At 72.6% G+C, this 24,907-nt stretch carries 22 protein-coding genes; 16 read left to right on the top strand and 6 right to left on the bottom strand.

The features are described 5' to 3' along the window. Positions 1 to 34 precede the first annotated feature (34 nt). The 4 genes from LOC65_RS00200 to LOC65_RS00185 all read left to right on the top strand — a co-directional run bounded on the left by LOC65_RS00200 (position 35) and on the right by LOC65_RS00185 (position 3,552). A complete protein-coding gene (locus tag LOC65_RS00200) occupies positions 35 to 610 on the top strand; it encodes a malonic semialdehyde reductase (RefSeq protein ID WP_164964093.1) in 576 nt (191 codons plus the stop codon). A 58-nt stretch (positions 611 to 668) separates the two neighbouring features. After that, positions 669 to 1,286, top strand: a complete 618-nt coding sequence (locus LOC65_RS00195; protein WP_164964094.1) for a ParA family protein — start codon at positions 669 to 671, stop codon at positions 1,284 to 1,286. 128 nt (positions 1,287 to 1,414) lie between these two features. Continuing rightward, positions 1,415 to 2,161 (top strand): response regulator transcription factor, encoded by a 747-nt coding sequence (locus LOC65_RS00190; protein ID WP_164964095.1) that lies wholly within the window; start codon positions 1,415 to 1,417, stop codon positions 2,159 to 2,161. Then, positions 2,158 to 3,552, top strand: a complete 1,395-nt coding sequence (locus tag LOC65_RS00185; RefSeq protein WP_230246059.1) for a HAMP domain-containing sensor histidine kinase — start codon at positions 2,158 to 2,160, stop codon at positions 3,550 to 3,552. The genes LOC65_RS00190 and LOC65_RS00185 overlap by 4 nt, the downstream gene beginning before the upstream one ends. Here LOC65_RS00185 and LOC65_RS00180 read toward each other — a convergent pair. Beyond that, the gene (locus LOC65_RS00180; RefSeq protein WP_009857491.1) at positions 3,537 to 4,394 is read right to left on the bottom strand and encodes a ScpA family protein; all 858 of its coding nucleotides are present in this window, start codon (positions 4,392 to 4,394) and stop codon (positions 3,537 to 3,539) included. The genes LOC65_RS00185 and LOC65_RS00180 overlap by 16 nt on opposite strands. Before the next feature lie 7 nt (positions 4,395 to 4,401). After that, on the bottom strand, positions 4,402 to 4,608 hold the full coding sequence (locus LOC65_RS00175) for a DUF3460 family protein (RefSeq protein WP_009857490.1): 207 nt from the start codon (positions 4,606 to 4,608) through the stop codon (positions 4,402 to 4,404). Positions 4,609 to 4,691: 83 nt separating this feature from the next. On the opposite strand from LOC65_RS00175, the gene LOC65_RS00170 reads away from it, so the two are divergent. Further along, positions 4,692 to 6,158, top strand: coding sequence for a CYTH and CHAD domain-containing protein (locus tag LOC65_RS00170; RefSeq protein WP_230246058.1), 1,467 nt, complete (start codon positions 4,692 to 4,694; stop codon positions 6,156 to 6,158). Next, a complete protein-coding gene (locus LOC65_RS00165; protein ID WP_009858690.1) occupies positions 6,155 to 6,430 on the top strand; it encodes a sodium/substrate symporter small subunit in 276 nt (91 codons plus the stop codon). The genes LOC65_RS00170 and LOC65_RS00165 overlap by 4 nt, the downstream gene beginning before the upstream one ends. On the opposite strand, the gene LOC65_RS00160 is transcribed toward LOC65_RS00165, so the two are convergent. Then, the gene (locus tag LOC65_RS00160; RefSeq protein ID WP_230246057.1) at positions 6,431 to 8,122 is read right to left on the bottom strand and encodes a SulP family inorganic anion transporter; all 1,692 of its coding nucleotides are present in this window, start codon (positions 8,120 to 8,122) and stop codon (positions 6,431 to 6,433) included. 278 nt (positions 8,123 to 8,400) lie between these two features. Between LOC65_RS00160 and LOC65_RS00155 the strand changes: the two genes are divergently transcribed. The 3 genes from LOC65_RS00155 to LOC65_RS00145 are packed head-to-tail and all read left to right on the top strand — an operon-like array spanning position 8,401 to position 11,308. Beyond that, on the top strand, positions 8,401 to 8,787 hold the full coding sequence (locus LOC65_RS00155) for a response regulator (RefSeq protein WP_230246056.1): 387 nt from the start codon (positions 8,401 to 8,403) through the stop codon (positions 8,785 to 8,787). 5 nt (positions 8,788 to 8,792) lie between these two features. Next, complete coding sequence (locus tag LOC65_RS00150; protein WP_230246581.1) at positions 8,793 to 9,728, top strand: transporter substrate-binding domain-containing protein; 936 nt, start codon at positions 8,793 to 8,795, stop codon at positions 9,726 to 9,728. Then, positions 9,725 to 11,308, top strand: coding sequence for an ATP-binding protein (locus LOC65_RS00145; protein WP_230246054.1), 1,584 nt, complete (start codon positions 9,725 to 9,727; stop codon positions 11,306 to 11,308). The genes LOC65_RS00150 and LOC65_RS00145 overlap by 4 nt, the downstream gene beginning before the upstream one ends. Here the strand turns inward: LOC65_RS00145 and metG are convergent, their stop codons facing one another. Continuing rightward, positions 11,309 to 13,366, bottom strand: a complete 2,058-nt coding sequence (metG, locus tag LOC65_RS00140; RefSeq protein ID WP_230246052.1) for a methionine--tRNA ligase — start codon at positions 13,364 to 13,366, stop codon at positions 11,309 to 11,311. A 168-nt stretch (positions 13,367 to 13,534) separates the two neighbouring features. Between metG and apbC the strand changes: the two genes are divergently transcribed. From apbC to LOC65_RS00105, 7 genes are all read left to right on the top strand, one after another. Then, positions 13,535 to 14,632 carry an iron-sulfur cluster carrier protein ApbC gene (gene apbC / locus LOC65_RS00135; protein ID WP_230246050.1) on the top strand — a complete coding sequence of 366 codons (1,098 nt, stop codon included), beginning with the start codon at positions 13,535 to 13,537 and terminating at the stop codon, positions 14,630 to 14,632. 112 nt (positions 14,633 to 14,744) lie between these two features. Continuing rightward, positions 14,745 to 16,403 carry an OFA family MFS transporter gene (locus tag LOC65_RS00130; protein ID WP_230246048.1) on the top strand — a complete coding sequence of 553 codons (1,659 nt, stop codon included), beginning with the start codon at positions 14,745 to 14,747 and terminating at the stop codon, positions 16,401 to 16,403. A 16-nt stretch (positions 16,404 to 16,419) separates the two neighbouring features. Further along, a complete protein-coding gene (locus LOC65_RS00125) occupies positions 16,420 to 17,379 on the top strand; it encodes a LysR family transcriptional regulator (protein ID WP_009858698.1) in 960 nt (319 codons plus the stop codon). Between the two features lie 182 nt (positions 17,380 to 17,561). After that, positions 17,562 to 17,972 (top strand): NAD(P)H-dependent oxidoreductase subunit E, encoded by a 411-nt coding sequence (locus tag LOC65_RS00120; RefSeq protein ID WP_009858699.1) that lies wholly within the window; start codon positions 17,562 to 17,564, stop codon positions 17,970 to 17,972. Continuing rightward, a complete protein-coding gene (locus LOC65_RS00115) occupies positions 17,969 to 19,441 on the top strand; it encodes an NADH-ubiquinone oxidoreductase-F iron-sulfur binding region domain-containing protein (RefSeq protein WP_230246047.1) in 1,473 nt (490 codons plus the stop codon). The genes LOC65_RS00120 and LOC65_RS00115 overlap by 4 nt, the downstream gene beginning before the upstream one ends. Then, entirely contained in the window at positions 19,438 to 22,302 is a 2,865-nt protein-coding gene (gene fdhF, locus LOC65_RS00110) for a formate dehydrogenase subunit alpha (RefSeq protein WP_230246046.1), read from the top strand. Before LOC65_RS00115 ends, fdhF begins: the two co-directional genes overlap by 4 nt. Positions 22,303 to 22,319: 17 nt before the next feature. Then, entirely contained in the window at positions 22,320 to 22,541 is a 222-nt protein-coding gene (locus LOC65_RS00105; RefSeq protein ID WP_009858702.1) for a formate dehydrogenase subunit delta, read from the top strand. 5 nt (positions 22,542 to 22,546) lie between these two features. On the opposite strand, the gene LOC65_RS00100 is transcribed toward LOC65_RS00105, so the two are convergent. Further along, positions 22,547 to 23,194 (bottom strand): hypothetical protein, encoded by a 648-nt coding sequence (locus LOC65_RS00100; RefSeq protein ID WP_230246045.1) that lies wholly within the window; start codon positions 23,192 to 23,194, stop codon positions 22,547 to 22,549. A 63-nt stretch (positions 23,195 to 23,257) separates the two neighbouring features. Continuing rightward, positions 23,258 to 24,808, bottom strand: a complete 1,551-nt coding sequence (locus LOC65_RS00095) for a methyl-accepting chemotaxis protein (protein WP_009858704.1) — start codon at positions 24,806 to 24,808, stop codon at positions 23,258 to 23,260. Between the last annotated feature and the right edge of the window lie 99 nt (positions 24,809 to 24,907).

Below are 24,907 nucleotides of genomic sequence, written 5' to 3'. Positions count from 1 at the left end.
GCCGCGCGTCCTTGACCCGGTTTCCGACACGTCGATGAACATCACCACCGAACAGCTCTTCACCGCCGCCCGCACCCAGAACGGCTACCGCCCCGACCCCGTGCCCGACACCACGCTCGAGCAGCTCTACGAGCTGCTGAAGTGGGGCCCGACGGCGGTCAACGGCAGCCCGGCGCGTTTCGTCTTCGTGCGCACGCCCGAGGCGCGCGAGCGCCTGGCCGGGATCGTCAGCCCCGGCAACCGGCAGAAGGTGCTGGAAGCGCCGGTGACGGTGATCATCGGCATGGACCTGGCGTTCCACGACAAGCTGCCGCAGCTCTTCCCGCACGCCGACGCACGGGCCTGGTTCGCCGGCCACGACGCGCTGATCGCCGAGACGGCGCTGCGCAACTCCTCGCTGCAGGGCGCCTACCTGATCCTCGCGGCGCGTGCGCTCGGCCTGGACTGCGGGCCGATGAGCGGCTTCGACGCCGCCCGCGCCGACGCCGAGTACTGGGCCGGCACGACGGTGCGCACCAACTTCATCTGCACGCTGGGCCACGGCGACCCGGCCAAGGTCCACCCGCGGCTGCCGCGGCTGGCCTTCGCCGAGGCCTGCCGGCTGGTCTGAGGCGGGCGCCGCCGCGGCCGCTACCATCGCCGGCCAAACGGACAGCAGGAGGCACCGGATGCCGGTCATCGTCATCGCCAACCCCAAGGGCGGCGTCGGCAAGAGCACGCTGGCGACCAACGTCGCCGGCTGCCTGGCCGCGCACGGCGCGGCGGTGATGCTCGGCGACGTCGACCGGCAGCAGTCCTCGCGCCAGTGGCTGGCGCAGCGGCCGGCGGCGCTGCCGGCGATCCGCGGCTGGGACGTCGACCCGGGCGAGATCGTGCGCCCGCCCAAGGGCACGACGCACGTCGTGCTCGACACCCCGGCCGGCCTGCACGGCAAGCGCCTGGACGCGGTGCTGAAGATCGCCGACCGGATGCTGATCCCGCTGCAGCCGAGCCTGTTCGACATCCAGGCCACGCACGCCTTCGTGCAGGCGCTGCGCCAGCACAAGCGCGGCGCCGACCTCGCCGTCGGCGTGGTGGCGATGCGCGTGCGCGAGCACACGCTGGCCCACGAGCAGTTGCAGCAGTACCTGCGCACGCTGCCGGTGCCGCTGGTCGCGTCGCTGCGCGACACGCAGAACTACGTGCAGCTCGCCGCCCGCGGGCTGACGCTGTGGGACGTGGCGCCCGGCCGCGTCGAGCGCGACCTGCAGCAGTGGGCGCCGCTGGTGGAGTGGCTGACCCGCTGAGGGCCTCGCTCGCGCCGGCCGTGCGGCGTCGTTCCCCGGGACGAGATACCCCAAAGAGTGGGTGAGCCCGCGCCTCGGGCGCCAGCCCAGAATCGCGCGGTTCGCATCCGCGACCTGGGGGGAGGGCCATGAAAGTCCTGCTGGTCGACGACCATCCTCTGATCCTCTCGGCCCTGCAGGCGGTCATCCGCGGGCTCGGCGACGACGTCGACGTGCACGGCGCGGCCACCGCCGAGGCCGCTCGCGAGGCCTTGCGCCAGGACGCCGACCGCGACCTCGTGCTGCTCGACCTGGCGCTGGGCGAGGACGACGGCTTCGAGGTGCTGGCCGAGTTCCGCGCCGCCTACCCCGAGCTGCCGGTGGTCGTGATCTCGGCCTCCGACCGTGCCAGCGACGTCATCCGCGCGATCGACCTCGGCGCGATGGGCTTCGTGCCCAAGCGTTCGTCGAACAAGGCGCTGTGCGAGGCGCTGCGCATGGTGATGTCCGGCGGCCTGTACGTGCCGCCCAACATGCTCGGGCTGGAGCCCCGGCCGGCGTCCGACGCGCCCGAGACCGTGCCCGGCGCGCTGCGCCTGGTGCCCGACGCGCCGCTGGGCGAGCGGGCGCGGCCCGAGCCGCACCAGGAGCCGCCGTCGCTGGCGCGCATCGGGCTGACGCCGCGCCAGGGCGAGGTGCTGGGCCTGCTGCTGAAGGGCCTGCCGAACAAGCTGATCGCGCGCGAGCTCGACCTGTCGGTCGAGACCGTCAAGGACCACGTCGCCGCGGTGCTGCGCGCGCTGGGCGTCAGCACGCGCACGCAGGCGGTGCTGGCGGTCAGCCAGATGATGCAGCGGCAGAACGGCTGGGTGCCGAAGGCGCCGCCGCGGCCATGACGGCCGTGGCCGCCGCCGTTCTCGTGCCGGCGCGGGTGGCGCCCGACGGCCGCGGCTCGCCCGCCGACCAGTTGCGCGCGCTGTACCACCTGGCGCCGGCGATGCTCGTCGGCTACGCCGTCGGCCTCGGCCTGGTGCTGATGACCTTCGGCGCGCTGTGCGACCGCCGCCTGTTGCTGGCCTGGGCCGGCGCGTTCTCGATCGTCTGGTCGCTGCGCCTGCTGCACTGCCTGCGCTGGCGCCGCCCCGATGCCGCCGACGACGAGCGGCTGATGTCCTGGCTGCGCAGCTGGAGCCTGCTGGTGCTCGCCCACGGCGCGCTCTGGGGGCTGGCCGCCTGGCTGTTCTGGGGCCTGGGCACGGACTATCACGCGACGGTGCTGCTGCTGGTGCTCTACAGCTTCTGCGTCGCCTCGGTGCAGATGCTCGCCACGCAGCCGCGCCTGTTCCTCGGCTACAACGCGCTGCTGCTCGGTGCCACGGTGCTGCGTGTGGCCACCGACACCGGGCGCGACAACCATCTGCAGCTGGCGGCGGTGATCGCGAGCCTGTTCGCCGTCACCTGGGTCATGGCGCGGGCCCACGGCGCCGCGCTGACCCAGGCGATCCGGCTGAAGAACCGCACCGCCGAGCTGGCCGCGCAGCTGCGTTTCGAGAAGGCCGAGGCCGAGGCGGCGCGGCGCGCGGCCGAGGCCGCCTCGCTGGCCAAGACACGCTTCTTCGCCGCCGCCAGCCACGACCTGCGCCAGCCGCTGCAGGCGATGTCGCTGTTCGTCGAGGCGCTGCGCCGGCGCCCGCAGGCGCCCGAGGCCGCGGCCCTGGTGCACGGCATCGATGCCTCGCTGGAGTCGCTGGACACGCTGTTCGGCGAGCTGCTGGACATCACGCGCATCGACGCCGGCGGCGTCGAGCCGCGGCCCGAGCGGCTGGAGATCCGGGCGCTGTACACGCGGCTGCGCCTGCATCTGGAGCCGCTGGCCGCGGAGAAGGGCCTCGCGCTGCGTTTTCGCGGCGAGCGCCACCTCGCCCACGCCGACCCGCTGCTCGTCGAGCGCGTGCTGCGCAACCTGCTCGGCAACGCGATCCGCTACACCGACGTCGGCGGCGTCCTGGTCGGCTGCCGCCGGCGCGGCAGCCGGCTGCTGCTGCAGGTCTGGGACACCGGCATCGGCATCGACGCGCAGAGCCTGCCACGCGTCTTCGACGAGTTCTTCCAGGTGCGCGGCATGCGTGCCGCCCCGGTGCCCGACGGCCCCGGCCTGGGGCTGGGCCTGGCGATCGTGCGCCGGCTGTGCTCGCTGATGGGCAGCGAGGTCCGCGTGCGCTCGCGGCCGGGCCGCGGCTCGGTGTTCTCGTTCACGCTGCCGGCGGGCGCTCAGACCGGCTGGTAGGCCAGACGCACGTAGATCGGCGCGAAGGCCTCGGCCTGCGTCACCTCGACGAGGTGCTCGCGCGACAGCTCCAGCATCGCGATGAAGGTCACGACCAGCACCGGCGTGCCGCGCGTGACGTCGAACAGCTCCTGGAACTCGACGAAGCGCTTGCCCTGCAGCCGGCGCAGCACGATGGTCATGAACTCGCGCACCGACAGCTGCTCGCGCGAGATCGTGTGGTGCTGGTGCAGCCGCGCGCGCTTCAGGATGTCGGCCCAGGCGGCGCGCAGGTCGTCGGGGTGCACGTCGGGGAAACGCGGCGCCAGCGCCTGCTCGACGTAGACCTGGGCGCGCAGGAAGTCGCGGCCCATCACCGGCAGCGCGTCCAGGCGCGCGGCGGCGAGCTTGATCTGCTCGTACTCGATGAGCCGGCGCACGAGCTCGGCGCGTGGATCCTCGGGTTCGCTGCCGTCGGCGTTCTTCTTCGGCGGCAGCAGCATGCGCGACTTGATCTCGATGAGCATCGCCGCCATCAGCAGGTACTCGCTGGCGAGCTCGAGATTGCGCCGCCGCAGCTGCTCGACGTAGTCCAGGTACTGGCGCGTGACGTCGGCCAGCGGGATGTCGAGGATGTTGAAGTTCTGCTTGCGGATCAGGTAGAGCAGCAGGTCCAGCGGGCCTTCGAAGGCCTCGAGGAAGACCTCCAGCGCATCCGGCGGGATGTAGAGGTCCTGCGGCAGCCGGAACAGCGGCTCGCCGTACAGGCGGGCGACGGCCACCTGATCCACGACGTCCTGCGCGGCCGGTTCGGCTGCCGCTTCCGCGGTCGGCAGCGCCTCGGGCAGGGCGGGCGTGTCCAAGGGCGCTTCAGCGTCCCTTGGACTGGTAGACGTAGGGCTGCTGCGGCACGCGCGCCTGGCGCCAGGCCTGCTGCGCCTCGCGGTCGATCGCCTTGTCCCACAGCAGCGCACGGCCGGCTCGCTGTTCGTCCTCCAGCGTCGGGCGCTGCTCCTTCAGCTTGGCGATGAAGTCGGTGACGTCGGAGGTGTAGGGCTTGCGGAAGAACGGCGGCATGGTCGGTGCGGAAGCGACAATTCGGTCGATCCATGAGTTTACCGGCCGGGCCGCCTCCGCGCCCGCCACGCCCGAGGACAGGCATGAGGGAGATCGAGCTGAAGTTCCAGATTCCGGCCGCCGCGCGCGACCGGGTGCAGCGTGCCGTGGCGACGAAGACCGCGCGTGTGCTGCCGCTGGCCGCCGCCTACGCCGACACCGCCGACGAGCGCCTGGCGCGTGCCGGCTTCGCGTTGCGCCTGCGGCGCGAGGGCACACGCTGGGTGCAGACCCTCAAGGGCCGCGGCGACGGCCTGATGGACCGCCTGGAGCACGAGATCGAGCTGCCCGACACCGACGCCGCGCCGGTGCTGGACCCGGCGCGCCACGCCGGCACGCCGGCCGGCGACGCGCTGGCGCGGCTGCTGGCCGACGGCGCGCCGCTGGTCGAGCGCTACCGCACCGAGATCGTGCGCGTGGCGCGCCGCGTGCGCAGCGGTGCCGCCGTGGTCGAGATCGCGCTCGACGAAGGCCGCATCGTCGCCGGCGAGCGCAGCGCCGCGGTCTGCGAGATCGAGTTCGAGCTGCTGTCGGGCCCGCCGTCCGGGCTGCTGGCGCTGGCCGCGCAGTGGGTGGCGCGCCACGGCCTGTGGCTGGACGTGCGCACCAAGGCCGAACGCGGCACGCGCCTGGCGCGCGGCCTGGAGCGGGTGCCGGCGCTGCATGCCGAGCCGATGCGGCTGCCGCCGCGCCCGACGACGACCCAGGCCTTCGGCGCGATGCTGCAGTCGGCGCTGCAGCAGGTGCTGCCCAACGCCGCCGAGCTGGCCTCGGGCAGCGGCGACGCCGAGACGCTGCACCAGCTGCGGGTCGGCCTGCGCCGGCTGCGCAGCGCGCTGCGTGTGTTTGCGCCCTGGGCGCCCGACGAGGCCGCCGCGCGGGCGCTGGAGCAGGCGCTGGCCGAACCCTTCGCGGCGCTGGGCGCGGCGCGCGATGCCGACGTCGCCGCCGCCGGCCTGCTGGCCGAGCTGGCCGCGGCCGGCGCGCCGCCGCTGGCCTGGCCGCGTGCGGCCGATGCCGCCGCCCCGGCCGAGCTGCTGGCCGGCGCCGGCTTCACGACGCTGATGCTGCGCACGATGGCGCTGGCGCTGGTTGCGCTGCAGACGCCCGGCGCCGTGCTCGAGCCGGCTGCTGCCGCGCTGCTGGCGCCGGCCTGGCGGCGGGCGCGCGCCGACGCCCGCCGCTTCGCGCGGCTGGACGCGGCGCAGCGCCACCGGCTGCGCAAGCGCCTGAAGCGCCTGCGCTACGCGATCGAGTTCCTGCAGCCGGTGCTGCGTCCGCGGCGCACGCGTGCCGCGCTCAAGGCCCTGCGCCGGGCGCTGGAGGCGCTGGGCGAGGCCAACGACCGCAGCGTCGCCCGCCAGACGCTGGCCGCGCGCGCCGCGGCCGATCCCGCCGACCCGGCGCTGGCCTTCGCGCTCGGCTGGCTGGCCGGCCGCGACGAGGCGCTGCTCGCACGCGCGGCCGCGGCGCTCGCGCCGCTGGACGAGGTCCGGCGCTTCTGGCGATGAGCCCCGAACTCGAGCGCCGCCAGGCCGAGCGCCGGCGCCGCGACTGGCGGCGCAACCGGCGCCTGACCGGCTGGCTGCTGCTGGCCTGGTTCGTCGTGACCTTCGTCGTCGCGTTCTTCGCGCGCGAGCTCGACTTCGGCTTCTTCGGCGCGCCGTTCGGCTTCTGGGTCGCGGCGCAGGGCGCGCCGATCGTCTACCTCGTCATCGTCTGGGTCTACGCCATCGTCATGGACCGCCGCGACGACCAGCGCGGCGACCCGGGCGACGACTGATCAGCCGGCTTCCGAGACCTCCGGCGCCGGCGACAGCGCCGCCGCGTAGGCCTCGGCCAGCGTCGCGGTGATGTTGGCCGCGCCGATCTGGGCCTCGAAGCCGGCGCGCCGGATCAGCGAGCGCGGCTGCTCGTTGACGGCGGCCAGCACCAGGCGCACGCCGCGGCGCTCCAGCTCGCGGTGCAGCTGCGACAGCGCGTCCAGCCCCGAGGTGTCCATCGAGATCAGCCGGTGCATCTCCAGCACCAGCGCCCGCGTGCCCGGCGGCTGCGCCGTCAGCGTCTCGATCTTGCCGACGGCGCCGAAGAACAGCGAGCCGAAGACCTCGACGACACGCACACCCTCCGGCGCGCCGGCGTCGGCCACCGGCTCGGCGCGGAACAGCGTGCTCATGCGGTAGATGAAGAACACGCAGGCCAGGATCAGCCCGACCTCGACGGCCACCGTCAGGTCGAAGATCACCGTTAGCGCGAAGGTGCCGACGAGGATCGTGCGGTACTGGACGCTGAACTGGCGCAGGCGCACGAACTCGCGCCACTCGCCCATGTTCCAGGCGACGAAGGCCAGGATGCCGGCCAGCGCCGCCAGCGGCACGTGCAGCGCCAGCGGCGCGGCCAGCAGCACCACGGCCAGCACCGTCAGCGCGTGCACGATGCCGGCCACCGGCGTCTGCCCGCCGGCGCGCACGTTGGTCACGGTGCGCGCGATCGTGCCGGTGGCCGGGATGCCGCCGAACAGCGGCGTGACGAAGTTCGCCACGCCCTGCGCCATCAGCTCCTGGTTGGGGTCGTGGCGCGGGATCGGCGCCATGTTGTCGGCCACGCGGGCGCACAGCAGCGACTCGATCGAGCCGAGCAGCGCGATCGTCACCGTCGGGATCAGCAGCTGCTTGACGGTGGTCCAGCTGAACTCGGGCAGCTCGAAGCCGGGCAGCGACTGCGGGATGCCGCCGAAGCGGCTGCCGATGGTCTCCACCGGCAGGTCCAGCAGCACCGTGGCGACGGTGGCCGCGACCAGCGCGACGATGGTGCCCGGCAGGTGCGCCGACAGCCGCCGCAGCCGCGCCAGCAGCCCGCTCGGCGCGGTCGGCATCTTGTAGGACTTGGGCCAGAGCACGACGATCGCCAGGCTCGCCGCGGCCAGCGCCAGCGCCGCCGGGTTCAGCGTGTGGGCGTGGCGCGCCAGCACCGCGATCTGCGAGAAGAAGTCCGACGGCAGCTTGGGCGTGTCCAGGCCGAGGAAGTCCTTCACCTGCGACAGCCCGATCAGCACCGCGATGCCGTTGGTGAAGCCGATGACGATCGGCACCGGCACGTAGCGCACCAGCGCGCCGAGCTTGAACAGCCCCATCACGAACATCAGCACGCCGGCCAGCGAGGTGGCGATCAGCAGGTTGGCCAGGCCGTAGCGCTCGACGATGCCGTAGACGATGACGATGAAGGCGCCGGCCGGGCCGCCGATCTGCACGTGCGAGCCGCCGAGCGCGGCGATCAGGAAGCCGGCGATGATCGCCGTGAACAGGCCTTGTTCGGGCTTGACGCCCGAGGCGATCGCGAAGGCCATCGCCAGCGGCAGCGCGACGATGCCGACGGTGATGCCGGCGCCGAGGTCGGCGGAGAAGCGGCGGCGGTCGTAGCCCGTCAGGGCGTCGAGCAGGCGCGGGCGGAAGCGGTGCAGGCGGGAAGGGGACATGCGGACTCCGGGAAGCGTGGGACGGGAAGGGCTCCCGGTCCCGGAGGGCCGCCATGGTGCATGCGTGCGATGAAGCGGCGGCGGCGCGACGGCAGCGCGACCGGCGAATCGGCGGGCGTGGCGTCGGCAGGCTGCATGACCGACATCATGCCACCGCCCCTGCGCCATCCCGGGCATCATGCTTGCCGGTTGAGCGTGGTTGAGGTGCAATTTCCGCACTTCGCGCCGACGCGAGAACGTCGGGCACCTCGACCCGGCGCCGCGAAGAGGGGGTGAGCGTGGCCTGTCGAGTGATGCTGGTCGACGACAGCGAGGCCGATCTGCTGTTCACGCGGATCGTGCTCGAGCGTGCCGGGCAAGGGTTCGACGTCCTCTCCTTCGAGGAGGCGCGTGCGGCGCTGGACTATCTGCGTTCGGACGCGCCGCGGGTCGAGCTGATCCTGCTGGACATCAACATGCCCGGCATGAACGGCTTCGAGTTCCTCGACGCCTACGAGGCGCTGCCGGCGGTGCAGCGCAACGGCTCGGCGATCGTGATGCTCAGCTCGTCGGCCGACCCGTCCGACCGCGAGCGCGCTGCGGCCTACCGCTGTGTCGCCGGATACGTCACCAAGCCGCTGGACCCGGCCGCCGCGGCGCGTCTGCGCCAGCAGGCGTCGGCTTGAACACGATGCCCGGCGGCGGCAGGCTGCTGGCCGTGTTCGCGCTGCTGGCCGGGTGGCTGTCCGCCGCGGCGGCCGCCGGGCCGGTCACCACGCCGGCGCAGCAGGACTGGCTGAAGGCGCAGGGCACGCTGCGCGCCGCACCCGAGCATGACTACGGCCCCTTCGTCTATGTCGACGACGACGGCCAGGTGGCCGGCCTGTCGGTGGACCTGCTGGCGCTGGTGCAGCGCCGCACCGGTCTCGAACTGCGCTGGCTGCCGGCCCGGCCGCTGGGCGAGCAGCTCGAGCGCGTGAAGCGGCGCGAGGCCGACCTGCTGACCTCGCTGCGCCCGAGCCCCGAACGCGCCGCCTTCCTGCTGTTCACCCGGCCTTACGTCAAGGTGCCGGCGATCCTGGTCGTGCGCGACGACCGGCCGGACAGCACGCTGGCGGCGCTCGAAGGGCGGCCGGTGGCCGTCGGCGCCGGCTACGGCGTCGAGCCGGTGGTCAGGGCGGCCTACCCGCGGGTGCGCTGGCTGCCGGTCAGCGACGACCTGCAGGCGCTGCGCGCGGTGGCCGAGCGGCGCGCCGATGCCGCCGTCGTCGACGCCGCGAGCGCGGCCTTCGTGATGCGCCGCCACGCGCTGGGCGGGCTGGCCAGCGCCGGCGAGGTGGGCTTCGAGTACGAGCTGAGCTTCGCGGTGCGCGCCGACTGGCCCGAGCTGCGCACGATCCTCGACGCCGGCATCGCCGCCGTGCCCGAGGCCGAGCGTGCCGCCGTGCTGCGGCGCTGGCTGGGGCCGCTGCAGCCCGGACAGATGGCCGGGCGAGCGCCGGTGGCCACGCGCCTGGGCATGCTGCTGGTGCTGTTCGCGGTGCTGGCCGGCCTGCTGGTCTACGCCCGCCGGGTGCGCGTGAAGCCGGTGCCGCCGCGGCCGCGTGGCGGGCGCCGCATCCCGTGAACGATCCCGGCGCGCACCGCTGGCGTCTGGCGGCCTGGCTGGTGCTGGCCTATGCGGTCGCGGCGCTGATCTCGATGCTGATCGCGCGCCAGCCGGGCTCGATCGCCTCGATCTGGTTCGCCAACGCGATCGGCGTCGCGGCGCTGGCCAACCGGCCGCGGGCCGACTGGCCGCTGCTGCTGGCCGCCGCCGGCATCGCCAACCTCGGCGCCAACCTGCTGCAGGGCGACACGCTGCTGCTGGCGGCGAGCTTCGTGCCGCCCAACCTGCTGGAGATCGTGCTCGGCGCCTGGGGGCTGCAGCGTGCGCGCCTGCCCGAGCGCGGCCTGCGCTCGGCCCCGGCGCTGGCGACGCTGCTGGTCGTCGGCGGGCTGCTCCCGCAGGCCGTCAGCGCCACGCTGGGCACGGCACTGCTCGCGCCGCAAGGGCTGGACGCGATCGAGGGCGTCTGGCTGCGCTGGTACGAGGGCGGGGTCATCGGCGCGCTGTCGGTGCTGCCGCTGGCCTTCCTGGTCTGCCGCGACGGCGCGGCCTCGCTGGTCGCCGGCCGTGACGACGCCTGGTTCGTCGTGCTGCTGCCGCTGGCCGTCGGCGTCTCGCTGCTGGCGCTGGCGCAGCTGCCGTCCCCGTTCATCTACCTGACGCTGCCGCTGCTGCTGGGCGTGTTCGTGCTGTCCTACCCGGCGCTGCTGGCGCTGACGCTGGCGGTGTCGCTGACGGTCGCGCTGGCGCTGGGCACCGGCGTCTTCGTGCCGCCGCCGAGGCTGGCGGCCTGGCAGACGATCTATGTCTACCTCGCCTACGCCGCGGCGCTGGTGCCGCCGCAGCTGCTGGCCGCGGCCCAGGCCGACCTGCGCGACGCCCAGCAGCGGCTGGAGGCGCGCTCGCAGCAGCTGCGCCGTGCCAACGACGGACTGGAGCAGTTCGTGCGGATCGCCTCGCACGACCTGCGCGAGCCGCTGAACACCGTCGTGCAGTTCGGCAGCCTGATCGAGCAGGACGAGGCCCAGCACCTGAGCGAGCCCGGCCGGCGCTACCTGGGGCTGATGCTGCAGTCGACGCGGCGCATGCGCACCCTGCTCGACGACGTGCTGCAGTACGTGCGCATGCAGCGCGGCGAGCCGCCGCCGACGCAGGCCGTCGCGCTCGGCCCGCTGCTCGACGAGGTGCTGCTGGCGCTGGCGGCGAGCATCCGCGAACGCGGTGCCGACGTGCACGTCGCGCCGCTGCCGGCGGTGCGCGGCAACCCGGCGCTGCTGTCGCTGCTGTTCCAGAACCTGCTGTCCAACGCGCTGAAGTTCGTGCCGCCCGAACGCACGCCGCAGGTGCGCGTCAGCGCCGGGCTGGAGGGCGGCCTGGCCTGGATCAGCGTCGCCGACAACGGCATCGGCATTGCCGCGGCCGACCAGGACAAGCTGTTCCAGCCCTTTCGCCGCCTGAACCTGCGCCGCCACTACGACGGCACCGGCCTGGGCCTGGCGCTGGCGCGCCAGATCGCCGAGGCCCACGGCGGCACGATCGAGCTCGAGTCCGAGCCCGACCGCGGCGCCTGCTTCAGCGTGCGCCTGCCGCTGGCCTGATCAGCGGATGCGCATGCCCGGCTGGGCGCCGGGCCAGGGTTCGAGCACGAAGGCGCCCGGCTGGGCCTTCTCGTCGGCGTGGCTGGCGGCCAGCACCATGCCTTCGCTGACGCCGAACTTCATCTTGCGCGGCGCCAGGTTGGCGACGACCACCGTCAGCTTGCCGGCCAGCTGCTCGGGCTTGTAGGCCGCGGCGATGCCGCTGAAGACGTTGCGCGTGCGGCCTTCGCCGACGTCCAGCGTCAGGCGCAGCAGCTTGCTGCTGCCCTCCACCGCCTCGGCGGCGACGATGCGGGCGACACGCAGGTCGACCTTGACGAAGTCGTCGATGGTGATCTCGGCGGCCAGCGGCTCGCCGCCCGGCACCGGCGCGGCCGGGGCCGGCGGCGGCTCGAACAGCGCCTCGAGCTTCTTCGGGTCGACCCGCTGCAGCAGATGGCTGAAGGCGCCGATCGTGTGGCCGCCCAGCGCGCGCGCGGCGTCGCCCCAGGCCAGCGGCGCGATGCCGAGGAAGGCCTCGACACGCGCGGCGGTGGCCGGCAGCACCGGCTTCAGGTACAGCGTCAGCAGGCGGAAGGCCTCGATGCAGACCGTGCAGACGTCGTGCAGCCGTGCCTCGGCGCCTTCCTGCTTGGCCAGCTCCCAGGGCTTGTTCTGGTCGACGTACTCGTTGACGCGGTCGGCCAGCAGCATCACCTCGCGCAGCGCCTTGCCGTATTCGCGCGTCTCGTAGTGCTCGCGCACGACCTCGGCGTGGGCCCGCAGGCCGTCGAGCAGCGCGCGGCCCTCGACGCCGACGTCGGCCGACAGCCGGCCGCCGAAACGCTTGGCCAGGAAGCCGGCGGCGCGGCTGGCGATGTTGACGTACTTGCCGACCAGGTCGGCGTTGACGCGGGCGACGAAGTCCTCGGGGTTGAAGTCCAGGTCCTCGACACGCGCGTTGAGCTTGGCGGCGATGTAGTAGCGCAGCCACTCGGCGTCCAGGCCCAGCTCCAGGTAGCGCAGCGGGCTGATCCCGGTGCCGCGGCTCTTGCTCATCTTCTCGCCGCTGACCGTCAGGTGGCCGTGCACGTAGACGCGGTCGGGCGTCTTGCGGCCGCTGAACTTCAGCATCGCCGGCCAGAACAGCGTGTGGAAGGTGACGATGTCCTTGCCGATGAAGTGCACCTGCTCCAGGTCGGGCTGGGCGAGGTAGGCGTCGAAGGCGGCGCCGGCGTCGCCCGGCACGTTCTTCACGAACCAGTTCTTCAGCGAGGCCAGATAGCCCACCGGGGCATCCAGCCAGACGTAGAAGTACTTGCCCGGCGCGCCGGGGATCTCGATGCCGAAGTAGGGCGCGTCGCGGCTGATGTCCCAGTCGCCCAGGCTCACCTGGCCGGCCTCGTCGCGCGTGAACCACTCGCGCACCTTGTTCGCGACCTCGGGCTGCAGGCGGCCGTCCTGGGTCCAGCTCTCCAGGTACTCGACGCAGCGCGGGTCCGACAGCTTGAAGAAGAAGTGCTCGCTGGTGCGCAGCACCGGCGTCGCGCCGGACAGCGCCGAGTACGGGTTCTTCAGGTCGGTCGGCGCGTAGACGGCGCCGCAGACCTCGCAGTTGTCGCCGTACTGGTCCTTCGCGCCGCACTTCGGGCATTCGCCCTTGATGAAGCGGTCGGGCAGGAACATGCCCTTGTCCGGGTCGAAGAACTGCTCGATCGTGCGCACCTCGATCAGGTCGTTGGCCTTCAGCGCGAGGTAGATCGACTGCGCGAGTTCGTGGTTCTCCGGACCGTCGGTCGAGTGCCAGTTGTCGAACTGGATGTGAAAGCCGTCGAGGTACTGCTTGCGGCCGGCAGCGATGTCGGCGACGAACTGCTGCGGCGTCTTCCCGGCCTTCTCGGCGGCGATCATGATCGGCGCGCCGTGGGCGTCGTCGGCGCAGACGAAACGTACCTCGGCGCCGCGCATGCGCTGCAGGCGCACCCAGATGTCGGCCTGGATGTACTCCATCACGTGGCCGATGTGGAACGGGCCGTTGGCGTAGGGCAGCGCGGTGGTGACGAAGAGCTTGCGGGTCATCGGGAGCGGGCGTGCCGGAGGGCGCACGCGTGGGCGGGCAAAGGCGGGAATTCTACGGACCGGCGCCTGCCGCCGGCCCGCCGCTTGCCCGCGCCGGCCGCGCGGGTGCGCCGCGGGCGCTAGACTGCCGCGCCTTTGTCCTCCCAGCCCTCCCGCCTGCCCTCCGCCATGGCCACCGTCACCGAAGCCGCGCTGCTCGAAGCGCTGAAGACCGTCGTCGACCCGAACACCGGCCGCGACCTGGTCTCGACGAAACAGATTCGCAACGTCCGCATCGCCGGTGGCGAGGTCGCCTTCGACGCCGAGCTCGGCTACCCGGCGAAGAGCCAGGTCGCGGCGCTCGCGGCGGCGCTGGAGGCGGCGGCGTGCAGCGTGCCGGGCGTCGAACGCGCCCAGGCGGCGGTGTCGACGAAGATCGTCGCCCACGCCGTGCAGCGCGGCGTGCCGCTGCTGCCGGGCGTGAAGAACGTCATCGCGGTGGCCTCGGGCAAGGGCGGCGTCGGCAAGAGCACGACGAGCGTCAACCTGGCGCTGGCGCTGGCCGCCGAAGGCGCCTCGGTCGGCATCCTCGACGCCGACATCTACGGCCCCAGCCAGCCGACGATGCTGGGTGTGGCCGACGGCCAGCCGGCCAGCGTCGACGGCAAGACCATGGACCCGCTGGTCGGCCACGGCATCCAGGTGATGTCGATCGGCTTCCTCGTCGACCCCGACCAGGCGATGATCTGGCGCGGCCCGATGGCCACCCAGGCGCTGGAGCAGCTGCTGCGCCAGACCAACTGGAAGGACCTGGACTACCTCGTCGTCGACATGCCCCCGGGCACCGGCGACATCGCGCTGACGCTGGCGCAGCGCGTGCCGGTCACCGGCGCGGTGATCGTCACGACGCCGCAGGACATCGCGCTGCTCGACGCCAAGAAGGGTCTGACGATGTTCGAGAAGGTCGGCGTGCCGATCCTGGGCATCGTCGAGAACATGGCCGTCTACTGCTGCCCGAACTGCGGCCACACCGAACACATCTTCGGCGCCGAAGGCGGCAAGCGCATGGCGGCGCAGTACGGCGTCGACTACCTCGGCGCGCTGCCGCTGGCGATGTCGATCCGCGAGCAGGCCGACGGCGGCCGCCCGACGGTGGTCGCCGAGCCCGACGGCGAGCTGGCCGGCCTGTACAAGCAGATGGCCCGCCACGTCGCGGTGCGCGTCGCGCAGAAGGCCAAGGACTTCTCGGCCAAGTTCCCGACGATCACGGTGTCCAAGAACACCTGATCCGTCCCCGGCCCGCCCCGGCCGGTTCCCCAGGGGCGCGTCGTCCTGCCCGGCCGCCGGCCGGGCCATCCCGCGTGTGCCGAGGCGCGCGCCTTGCTTTCCCCGTTCCCCGATGTCGACCGACTCCCTGAACGCCGGCCGCGGCTGGCTGGACAAGCAGCGCACCGTCGCGCCCCCGGGCTTCAATCGCTGGCTGGTGCCGCCGGCGGCGCTGGCCATTCATCTGTGCATCGGCATGGCCTACGGCTTCTCGGTCTTCTGGCTGCCGCTGTCCAAGGCGATCGGCATCACCCAGCCGCTGGCCTGCGGGCCCGAGGTCGGCTTCTGGCAGGAGCTGTTCGTCAGCCACTGCGACTGGAAGATCAGCACGCTGGGCTGGATGTACACGCTGTTCTTCGTGCTGCTGGGCAGCTCGGCGGCGCTGTGGGGCGGCTGGCTGGAACGTGTCGGCCCGCGCAAGGCCGGTGTCGTCAGCGCGCTGTGCTGGTGCGGCGGCATGCTGCTGTCGGCGGCCGGCGTGCACTGGCACCAGTTCTGGCTGATGCTGCTCGGCTCGGGCGTCATCGGCGGCATCGGTCTGGGGCTGGGCTACATCTCGCCGGTCAGCACGCTGATCAAGTGGTTCCCCGACCGCCGCGGCATGGCCACCGGCATGGCGATCATGGGCTTCGGCGGCGGCGCGATGATCGGCTCGCCGCTGGCCGCCGAGCTGATGAAGGCTTTCGCCACGCCGAGCGACGTCGGCGTCGCCGCGACTTTCGTCGTCATGGCCGCGATCTACTTCGTCTTCATGATGGGCGGCGCGCTGGCCTACCGCATCCCGGCGGCCGACTGGGCGCCGGCCGGATGGCAGCCGCCGCCGAAGGCCGAGCCGGGCACGGCGGCGATGGTCACGCACGGCCACGTGCACGCCCGCCGCGTCTGGCGCATCCCGCAGTTCTGGCTGGTGTGGATGGTGCTGTGCATGAACGTCTCGGCCGGCATCGGCGTCATCGGCATGGCCAGCCCGATGCTGCAGGAGGTGTTCGGCGGCCGCCTGGTCGGCGTCGAGGCGCGCTTCGGCGATCTGGACACGGCGCAGCTGGCGGCGATCGCCGGCGTCGCCGCCGGCTTCACCGCGCTGCTGTCGCTGTTCAACATCGGCGGGCGCTTCTTCTGGGCGAGCCTCTCGGACCGCATCGGCCGCAAGGCGACCTACGTCGTGTTCTTCGTGCTCGGCGCGGTGCTCTACCTCAGCGTGCCGTACAGTGCCGGCGCCGGCAGCCTGCTGCTCTTCGTCGCCGCGTTCTGCGTCATCCTCAGCATGTACGGCGGCGGCTTCGCCACCGTGCCGGCCTACCTCGCCGACCTGTTCGGCACGCAGATGGTCGGCGCCATCCACGGCCGGCTGCTGACCGCCTGGGCGACCGCCGGCATCCTCGGGCCGGTGGTCGTCAACTACATGCGCGACTGGCAGCTGGCGCAGGGCTTGCCGCGCGAGCAGGTCTACAACCAGACGATGGTCATCCTGGCCGGCATGCTGCTCGTCGGCCTGGTCTGCAACCTGCTGGTGCGGCCGGTGAACCCGAAACACTTCATGTCCGAGGCCGAACTGGCTGCCGAGCGCCGCCAGGCCCATGACCGTGCCCAGGCCGCCGAGACCGGCGCCGGCACGATGAGCTTCCACCGCAGCTCCACGCTGCTGGTCGCGCTGGCCTGGGCGGCCGTGGGTCTGCCGCTGGCCTGGGGCGTGTACCGTACGGCGCTGAGCGTCGCGCGTTTCTTCCACTGAGCGCGGGCGCCGTTCGATGAACCTGCTGGACGCCTACCGCTACCTCGTCGCGCTGGAGCAGCACCGCCACTTCGGCCGTGCCGCGGCGGCCTGCCACATCACGCAGCCGGCGCTGTCGAACGCGCTGCGCACGCTGGAACAGCACTTCGAGGTCGCGATCGTGCGCCGCGGCCGGCAGTACGAAGGCCTGACGCCCGAAGGCGAACGGGTGCTCGCCACCGCGCACCGGCTGCTGCACGAGCAGGAGCTGCTGCAGCAGGACCTGCGCGCCGGCGCCGGCCGGGCGCAGGGGCGGCTGGTGATCGGCGCCGTGCCGACGGCGCTGCCGGTGGCCGCGCGGCTGGCCGCACGCCTGGTCGAGCGCCATCCGGGCGTGCAGCCGCAGATCCGCTCGCTGGCCTCGCAGGAGATCGAGCTCGGCCTGGAGACGCTGGCCATCGACCTCGGCCTGGGTTATGTCGAACGTGCGCCGTCGCGGCTGGAGACGGTGCCGCAGTACGTCGAGCGTTATTACCTGCTGCAGCGCGCCGCGGTGCCCGGCGACGCGCTGAGCTTCGGCCCGGCAATGCCCTGGGCTGAGGCGGCGGCACAGCCGCTGGCGCTGCTGTCGCCGGAGATGCACAACCGCGCCATCCTCGACGGCGTGTTCCGCGAGCTGGGCTGCACGCCGCAGCCGGCGATCGAGACCAACTCGGTGCTCGCGCTGCTGGTCGCGGTGCAGGCCGGCGGTGTCGCCGCGGTGCTGCCCGGCGCGCTGGTCAGCACGCTGACGGCGCACCGCGAGCTCGAGGCGCGGCCGCTGGTCGCGCCCGAGGTGCTGACGCCGATCGGGCTGATGCTGGCCGTCGGCGCACGCCGCTCGCGCGCGCTGGACGCGGCGCTGGAGCTGGCGCGTGACCTCGTCTGGCTGGAGCACGTGCGCGGCCACAGCGGCACGCTGGAAGCCGCTGCGCGGCTGCGCCGGGTCGTGGGCTGAACGCCGCCGGCGTGCGTCGCCGGGCTCAGGACATTCCCTAGGCCGTGTTCGGCACGCGGTCGGCGCGTGTCGCGCTTCTCCCTCGTGAGCCGAGGCCCGCGCCCGCCGGCGATTCGACCTGCGAATCGCGCGGTTCGTGTTTCCCATTGGACGCCGCGGCAGCTTGCGCCAGATCATGGTGCATGACCCAGGACATTGTTGCCTCCACGATCGCGCGCCACCAGGGTCGGGAAGGCCCGCTGCTGCCGATCCTGCACGAGCTCCAGCACACGCTCGGCTACATCCCGCGCGAGGCGCTGCCGCGGATCGCCCAGGCGCTGAACCTCTCGCGCGCCGAGGTCCACGGCGTCGTCAGCTACTACCACCACTTCCGCACCGAGAAGCCGACGGCGCCGGTGCTGCAGGTCTGCCGCGCCGAGTCCTGCCAGGCGATGGGCGCCGACCGGCTCTGGGACCACGCCCAGGCGCACGGCGGCTGCCAGGTCGAGGCGGTCTACTGCCTGGGCCTGTGCGCCTCGTCGCCGGCGGCGATGCTGGGCGAGGAGCCGCTGGGCCGGCTGACGCCCGAGAAGCTCGACGAGGTGCTGGGTTGAAGCGCCGCCTCTACATCCCCGAAGACAGCGGCGCGCTGGCCGTCGGTGCCGACGCCGTCGCGCGTGCCGCCGAGGCCGCCGGCGCCGAGGTCTGGCGCACCAGCTCGCGCGGCCTGTTCTGGCTGGAGCCGCTGGTCGAGGTCGACAGCGCCGAAGGCCGCATCGGCTACGGCCCCTGCACGCCGGCCGACGTCGCGGCCATCGTCGCCGGCACGCCCGACCATCCGAAGGCGCTGGGGCCGATGGACGCGCTGCCCTATCTGCAGCGCCAGCAGCGCCTGACCTTCGCACGCGCCGGGCTGACGCGGCCACTGTCGATCGCCGACTACGAGGCCCACGGCGGCGGCGCCGGCTTGCGTGCGGCGCGCGCGATGGCGCCCGAGGCGATCATCCAGGCCATCGTCGACAGCGGCCTGCGCGGCCGCGGCGGCGCCGCCTTCCCGGCCGGCATCAAGTGGCGCACCGTCGCCCAGGCGGCGGGCGAGCTGAAGTACGTGGTCTGCAACGGCGACGAAGGCGACTCGGGCACCTACGCGGACCGCATGCTGCTCGAAGGCGATCCCTTCCTGCTGATCGAGGGCATGGCGATCGCCGCGCGCGCCGTCGGCGCCTCGCGCGGCTACGTCTACGTGCGTTCGGAGTACCCGCGTTCGGTCGAGATCTTCGGCCGCGCGATCGAGGTCGCACGCGCCGCCGGCTGGCTCGACGGCTTCGACATGGAAGTGCGCATGGGCGCCGGCAGCTACGTCTGCGGCGAAGAGACGGCGATGCTGGAGAGCCTGGAAGGCCGGCGCGGCGTCGTGCGCGCCAAGCCGCCGCTGCCGGCGATCGCCGGGCTGTTCGGCCGGCCGACGGTCATCAACAACCTGCTGACGCTGGCCGCGGTGCCGACCATCCTCGCCGAAGGCCCGGCCTGCTACCGCGACTTCGGCGTCGGCCGCTCGACCGGCACGATGCCGTTCCAGCTCGCCGGCAACCTGCGTTTCCCCGGCCTCGTCGAACGCGCCTTCGGCGTCACGCTGCGCGAGCTGCTGTTCGACTTCGGCGGCGGCACCGCCAGCGGCCGGCCGGTCAAGGCGGTGCAGGTCAGCGGCCCGCTGGGCAGCTACGTGCCCGAGGAACACTGGGACGTGCCGCTGGACTACGAGGCTTATGCCGTCGTCGGCGCGGTGCTGGGCCACGGCGGCCTCGTCGTGCACGACGACACGGCCGACATGGCGCGCCTGGCGCGCTACGCGATGGCCTTCTGCGCCCAGGAGAGCTGCGGCAAGTGCACGCCCTGCCGCATCGGCTCGACGCGCGGCGTCGAGGTCATCGACAAGCTGCTCGCCGGCGACGACCGCCAGGAAGCGCTGCTGCGCGACCTGTGCGACACGATGAAACACGCCAGCCTCTGCGCGATGGGCAGCATGACGCCGCTGCCCGTGCTGTCGGCCCTGGACCACTACCCGGAGGATTTCCGGCGATGAACACGATCGAGACACCCGACCGCGGCACCCCGGCCCGCGACAGCGCCACCACCGTCACGCTGACGATCGACGGCCGCGCCGTCAGCGTGCCCGCGGGCACGTCGGTGATGCGCGCCGCGTCGGAGGCCGGCATCGAGATCCCGCGCCTGTGCGCCACCGAAGGCCTGGAAGCCTTCGGCTCGTGCCGGCTGTGCATCTGCGAGATCGACGGCCGCCGCGGCTACCCGTCCTCGTGCACGACGCCGGCCGAAGCCGGCATGAACGTGCGCACCCAGACGCCGAAGCTCGCCGAGCTGCGCCGCGGCGTCATGGAGCTCTACATCAGCGACCACCCGCTGGACTGCCTGACCTGCGCCGCCAACGGCGACTGCGAGCTGCAGACCCAGGCCGGCGTCGTCGGCCTGCGCCAGGTGCGCTACGGCTGGGACGGCGCCAACCACCTGAAGGCGGCCAAGGACGAGTCCAACCCGTACTTCGCCTACGACCCGAGCAAGTGCATCGTCTGCAACCGCTGCGTGCGCGCCTGCGAGGAGGTGCAGGGCAGCTTCGCGCTGACGATCTCCGGCCGCGGTTTCGCCTCGCGTGTGGCCGCCGGCATGGACGAGCCCTTCCTCGAAAGCGAGTGCGTCAGCTGCGGCGCCTGCGTGCAGGCCTGCCCGACCGCGACGCTGCAGGAAAAAAGCGTCATCGAGATGGGCCTGCCCGAGCACGCGGTGGTGACGACCTGCGCCTACTGCGGCGTCGGCTGCGGCTTCAAGGCCGAGATGCAGGGCAACCGCGTCGTGCGCATGACGCCGTGGAAGGACGGCCGCGCCAACGAGGGCCACGCCTGCGTCAAGGGTCGTTTCGCCTGGGGCTACGCGACGCACAAGGACCGCGTCACCAAGCCGATGATCCGCGCGAAGATCACCGACCCCTGGCGCGAGGTCAGCTGGGACGAGGCCATCGCCTACGCCGCCGGCGAGTTCCGCCGCCTGCAGGCCGAACACGGCCGCGGCGCGGTCGGCGGCATCACCTCGTCACGCTGCACCAACGAGGAGGCCTACCTCGTGCAGAAGCTGGTGCGCGCGGCCTTCGGCAACAACAACGTCGACACCTGCGCGCGCGTCTGCCACTCGCCCACCGGCTACGGCCTGGGCCAGACCTTCGGCACCTCGGCCGGCACGCAGACCTTCAAGTCGGTCGCGCATTCGGACGTCGTGCTCGTCATCGGCGCCAACCCCAGCGACGCGCACCCGGTCTTCGCCTCGCGGCTCAAGCGCCGGCTGCGCCAGGGCGCGAAGCTGATCGTCGTCGACCCGCGGCGCATCGACCTCGTCGCCTCGCCGCACGTCAAGGCCGAACACCACCTGCAGCTGAAACCCGGCACCAACGTCGCGGTGCTCGACGCGCTGGCGCACGTCATCGTCACCGAGGGCCTGGTCGACGAGGCCTTCGTCGCCGAACGCTGCGATGCGCGCAGCTTCGGCCAGTGGCGCGACTTCGTCGCCCGGCCGGAGAACTCGCCCGAGGCGCTGGAAGCCGTCAGCGGCGTGCCGGCGGCCGCGGTGCGCGCTGCCGCGCGGCTGTACGCGACACGCGGTCTCAACGCCGCGATCTACTACGGCCTCGGTGTCACCGAACACGCGCAGGGCTCGACCGCGGTGATGGCGATCGCCAACCTGGCGATGGCCACCGGCAACGTCGGCCGCGAAGGTGTCGGCGTCAACCCGCTGCGCGGCCAGAACAACGTGCAGGGCTCCTGCGACATGGGCAGCTTCCCGCACGAGCTGCCGGGCTACCGCCACATCAGCGACAGCACGGTGCGCGCCGAGTTCGACGCCGCCTGGGGCGTGACGCTGGACCCGGAGCCGGGGCTGCGCATCCCGAACATGTTCGACGCCGCGCTCGGCGGCAGCTTCAAGGGCCTGTACGTGCAGGGCGAGGACATCGTGCAGTCCGACCCCAACACCCAGCACGTCGGCGCCGCGCTCGAGGCGCTGGAATGCCTGGTCGTGCAGGACATCTTCCTCAACGAGACCGCCAAGTACGCCCACGTCTTCCTGCCGGGCTCGAGCTTTCTCGAGAAGGACGGCACCTTCACCAACGCCGAACGCCGCATCAGCCGCGTGCGCCGCGTGATGCCGCCGCTGGCGGGCCTGGCCGACTGGGAGGTGACGGTGCGCCTGGCCCAGGCGCTGGGCTACCCGATGGACTACGCCCACCCCGAGGCGGTGATGCAGGAAATCGCGGCGCTGACGCCGAGTTTTGCCGGCGTCAGCTACGGGAAGATCGAGCGCCTGGGCAGCGTGCAGTGGCCGTGCAACGAACACACCGAAGAGGCCGGCACCTCGGTGATGCACGTCGGCGGCTTCGTGCGCGGCAAGGGGCGTTTCGTCATCACCGCCTACCAGCCGAGCGACGAACGCGCCAACCGGCGCTTCCCGCTGCTGCTGACCACCGGGCGCGTGCTCAGCCAGTACAACGTCGGCGCGCAGACGCGGCGCACCGCCAACACCGCCTGGCACGGCGAGGACCGGCTGGAACTGCACCCCAGCGACGCCGAGCTTCGTGGTGTCGTCGACGGCGACTGGGTCGGCATCACAAGCCGCGCCGGCGAGACCGTGCTGCGCGCGCGCGTCACCGAGCGGGTCGCGCCGGGTGTGGTCTACACGACCTTCCACTTCCCCGAGTCGGGCGCCAACGTCATCACCACCGACAGCTCCGAATGGGCGACCAACTGCCCCGAGTACAAGGTGACGGCGGTCGAGGTGACCAAGGTGACGCAGCCCAGCGAGTGGCAGCGCCGCTACCGCAGCTTCAACGAGGCCCAACTGCGCGCCCACGCCGAGCGCGAGACCGCCGCCGCGGCGGCCAAATGAGGGCAGGGGAGACGACGATGAACAGCGAACAGATCGTCCAGATGGCCAACCGCATCGCCGCGTTCTTCGCGGCGATGCCCGAGCACGCCGAGGCGGTGGACGGCGTCGCCGGCCACCTCCGCAAGTTCTGGGAGCCGCGCCTGCGCGAGCAGCTCGGCGCGCTGATCGCCGGCGGCGACACGGCGGCGCTGCACCCGCTGGTGCTGGAAGCCTGGGAGCGGGTCGCGGTGCGCGCCTGAGCGCGTCAGCGCCGCATCGCGCGGAACTGGGCCCAGGCGACCAGCGCGATCAGCGGCAGCGACAGCTCGATCGTCTCTTCCAGCGAGCCGATCAGCAGCCCGGTTTCGGGGGCGAACACGATGCCCCAGTCCTCGGCCAGCAGGTTCTCCATGCGGTCGATGACCTTGGTGATGAACATCGTCACGGCAAAGACCACGACGCTGCTGGCCACCGGGTCGCGCCGGCGCCAGTGGTGCAGCAGCGGCCCGGCCTGGCGCAGCAGCAGCGTCAGCACCGCGGCCGCCACCAAGGCCACCGCGATGAACGCGAGCAGACGTTGCTGCCACGGTGCGTCACCCAGGTAGTAGCTGACCTTCAGCACGCTCTTGCCGGTGAGCGCCTTGTGCCAGTCCATCTCGCGCGCCCCGAAGGCCGCGAACAGCACCCCGAGCGCGGCGCGGGTCGCGGGCTCGATGCGCCGCGTCAGCAGGAAGATCAGGCTGCAGACGAAATACAGCGCTGCATTCGTGCCTTCGATCGGCCCGTTCTCGGCGATCAGCCAGCGCAGCGTCTCGGGGCTCAGGAGCAGCCAGAACAGGGTCGCCGCGACGGCAGTGACGGCCGGCCACCAGACGGCCGACCAGCGGCCGCCGCGGGGCGATTCCTCAAACATTGTTTCGTGACCTGACGGTGAAACCCCTCATTTTAGGGGCGGCCCGGTCAGGCCTGCCGGCTGTCAGCCGGCCGCCAGCCGGAAGCGTCCGGCGACGTCGACGAGCTTGGCGGCCTGCTGGCGCAGGCTGTCGGTGGCGGCGGCGTTCTCCTCGACCAGCGCCGAGTTCTCCTGCGTCGCGCGGTCGAGGTCGGCGACGGCGTCGTTGACCTGACCGATGCCCTGGGTCTGCTCGGCGCTGGCGGCGCTGATCTGGGCCATCAGCCGGGCGACGTTCTGGACCTCGGCGACGACCTCGTGCATCGCCGCGCCGGCATCGCCGACCAGGCGCACACCCGAATCGACGGTCTCGACGCTGGCGCCGATCAGGCTCTTGATCTCGCGTGCCGCGGTGGTGCAGCGCTGGGCCAGGCTGCGCACCTCGCTGGCGACGACCGCGAAGCCGCGGCCCTGCGCGCCGGCGCGTGCCGCCTCGACTGCGGCGTTGAGCGCCAGGATGTTGGTCTGGAAGGCGATGCCGTCGATGACGCCGATGATCTCGGCGATGCGGCGTGAGCTGGTGCTCACGTCTTCCATCGTGCGCACGGCGCGTTCGATGGCCTCGCCACCGCGGCCGGCGGTGCTGCCGGCGGTGGCCGCGGCCTCGTTGGCCTGGCGCGCGGTGGCGGCGTTCTGGGCCACGGTGCCGGCCAACTGCTCCATCGACGCGGCGGTCTGCTGCAGGCTGCTGGCCTGCGATTCGGTGCGCCGGCTGAGGTCGGCGGTGCCGCCGGCGATCTGGGTGGAGCCGGCGGCGATGCTCTCGCAGCCTTCGCGCACGTGGCCCACCAGCCCGGCGAGGTTGTCGTTCATGCGCTGCAGCGCGGCCAGCAGCTGGCCGGCCTCGTCGTGGCGCGTGACGGCGATGCGTCCGCTCAGGTCGCCGGCGGCCACCGTTTCGGCGAAGGCCACCGCCTCGTGCAGCGGCCGCACGATCGAGCGCCCGACAAGCAGCGCGACAGCGCCGCCGAGCAGCGCCCCCAGCGCGGCCAGCCCGAGCATCACCCAGCCGTCGCGTGCGGTCTGGCTGCGCACCGCCTGGGCGGCGGCGATCATCTGGTCGCGTTCGTGGGCGACGAGTGCATCCAGGGCTTCGTAGTAGCGCGCCTGCAGCGCCGCCAGTTCACCGTGCATCAGCGCCCGCGCTTCGCCGGATCGGCCGGCGCTGTCGAGCTCGCCGACCTGGTTGAGCGTGCGGATGTAAGGCTCGCGCGCGGTTTTCAGCGCCGTCAGCAGCGTGCGGCCGTCGCCCGCCACCGTGGCGTCCAGTGCCGCCAGCGTCTTGGCGTTCTGCTGGGCCATGCCGGCCAGCCGCTCGAGCTCGGTGCGTGCGGCGGCGGGGTCGCTCTGCAGCATCGCGTCGCGCAGGGCCTGGGCGCCGCGCAGCGCGTTGTTCTTCAGCACGCTCACGTGGTCAACGGTGACCATGCGCGCGTCGACGATGCCGCTCAGCGCCTCGTTGGCGCGTTCCAGCTCGTGGCGCGCGAACAGCGCCATCGCGACGGCCAGCACCCCCACCAGCACGAAGCCCGCCGCGAGCCGGGTCCCGATCGACCAGTTCCGGATCCAGTTCATTTCTTGTTCTTCCCTTCGCCTGTCAGCAGGCGTCTGTCCGCCTATCGGTTGCTGGGTATCCGAAATGAGCAAAACAATGAAATCAACCCTGAGGCGGAT

The organism is Rubrivivax sp. JA1055, assembly GCF_020966565.1.
In the GTDB taxonomy this organism is placed as follows: Bacteria; Pseudomonadota; Gammaproteobacteria; order Burkholderiales; family Burkholderiaceae_C; genus Rubrivivax; species Rubrivivax benzoatilyticus.
Note: the sequence above shows the minus strand (reverse complement) of the source record. Positions and strands in the feature narration are given on the sequence as shown.

Bases quoted from the DNA above. Each gene is read 5' to 3' on its own strand.
- LOC65_RS00095 (WP_009858704.1), bottom strand. From the start codon at position 24,808: ATGAACTGGATCCGGAACTGGTCGATCGGGACCCGGCTCGCGGCGGGC.
- LOC65_RS00165 (WP_009858690.1), top strand. From the start codon at position 6,155: ATGAGCCCCGAACTCGAGCGCCGCCAGGCCGAGCGCCGGCGCCGCGAC.
- apbC (WP_230246050.1), top strand. From the start codon at position 13,535: ATGGCCACCGTCACCGAAGCCGCGCTGCTCGAAGCGCTGAAGACCGTC.
- LOC65_RS00105 (WP_009858702.1), top strand. From the start codon at position 22,320: ATGAACAGCGAACAGATCGTCCAGATGGCCAACCGCATCGCCGCGTTC.
- LOC65_RS00160 (WP_230246057.1), bottom strand. From the start codon at position 8,122: ATGTCCCCTTCCCGCCTGCACCGCTTCCGCCCGCGCCTGCTCGACGCC.
- LOC65_RS00175 (WP_009857490.1), bottom strand. From the start codon at position 4,608: ATGCCGCCGTTCTTCCGCAAGCCCTACACCTCCGACGTCACCGACTTC.
- metG (WP_230246052.1), bottom strand. From the start codon at position 13,366: ATGACCCGCAAGCTCTTCGTCACCACCGCGCTGCCCTACGCCAACGGC.
- LOC65_RS00130 (WP_230246048.1), top strand. From the start codon at position 14,745: ATGTCGACCGACTCCCTGAACGCCGGCCGCGGCTGGCTGGACAAGCAG.
- LOC65_RS00150 (WP_230246581.1), top strand. From the start codon at position 8,793: ATGCCCGGCGGCGGCAGGCTGCTGGCCGTGTTCGCGCTGCTGGCCGGG.
- LOC65_RS00200 (WP_164964093.1), top strand. From the start codon at position 35: ATGAACATCACCACCGAACAGCTCTTCACCGCCGCCCGCACCCAGAAC.
- LOC65_RS00125 (WP_009858698.1), top strand. From the start codon at position 16,420: ATGAACCTGCTGGACGCCTACCGCTACCTCGTCGCGCTGGAGCAGCAC.
- LOC65_RS00170 (WP_230246058.1), top strand. From the start codon at position 4,692: ATGAGGGAGATCGAGCTGAAGTTCCAGATTCCGGCCGCCGCGCGCGAC.
- LOC65_RS00195 (WP_164964094.1), top strand. From the start codon at position 669: ATGCCGGTCATCGTCATCGCCAACCCCAAGGGCGGCGTCGGCAAGAGC.
- fdhF (WP_230246046.1), top strand. From the start codon at position 19,438: ATGAACACGATCGAGACACCCGACCGCGGCACCCCGGCCCGCGACAGC.
- LOC65_RS00100 (WP_230246045.1), bottom strand. From the start codon at position 23,194: ATGTTTGAGGAATCGCCCCGCGGCGGCCGCTGGTCGGCCGTCTGGTGG.
- LOC65_RS00120 (WP_009858699.1), top strand. From the start codon at position 17,562: ATGACCCAGGACATTGTTGCCTCCACGATCGCGCGCCACCAGGGTCGG.
- LOC65_RS00185 (WP_230246059.1), top strand. From the start codon at position 2,158: ATGACGGCCGTGGCCGCCGCCGTTCTCGTGCCGGCGCGGGTGGCGCCC.
- LOC65_RS00190 (WP_164964095.1), top strand. From the start codon at position 1,415: ATGAAAGTCCTGCTGGTCGACGACCATCCTCTGATCCTCTCGGCCCTG.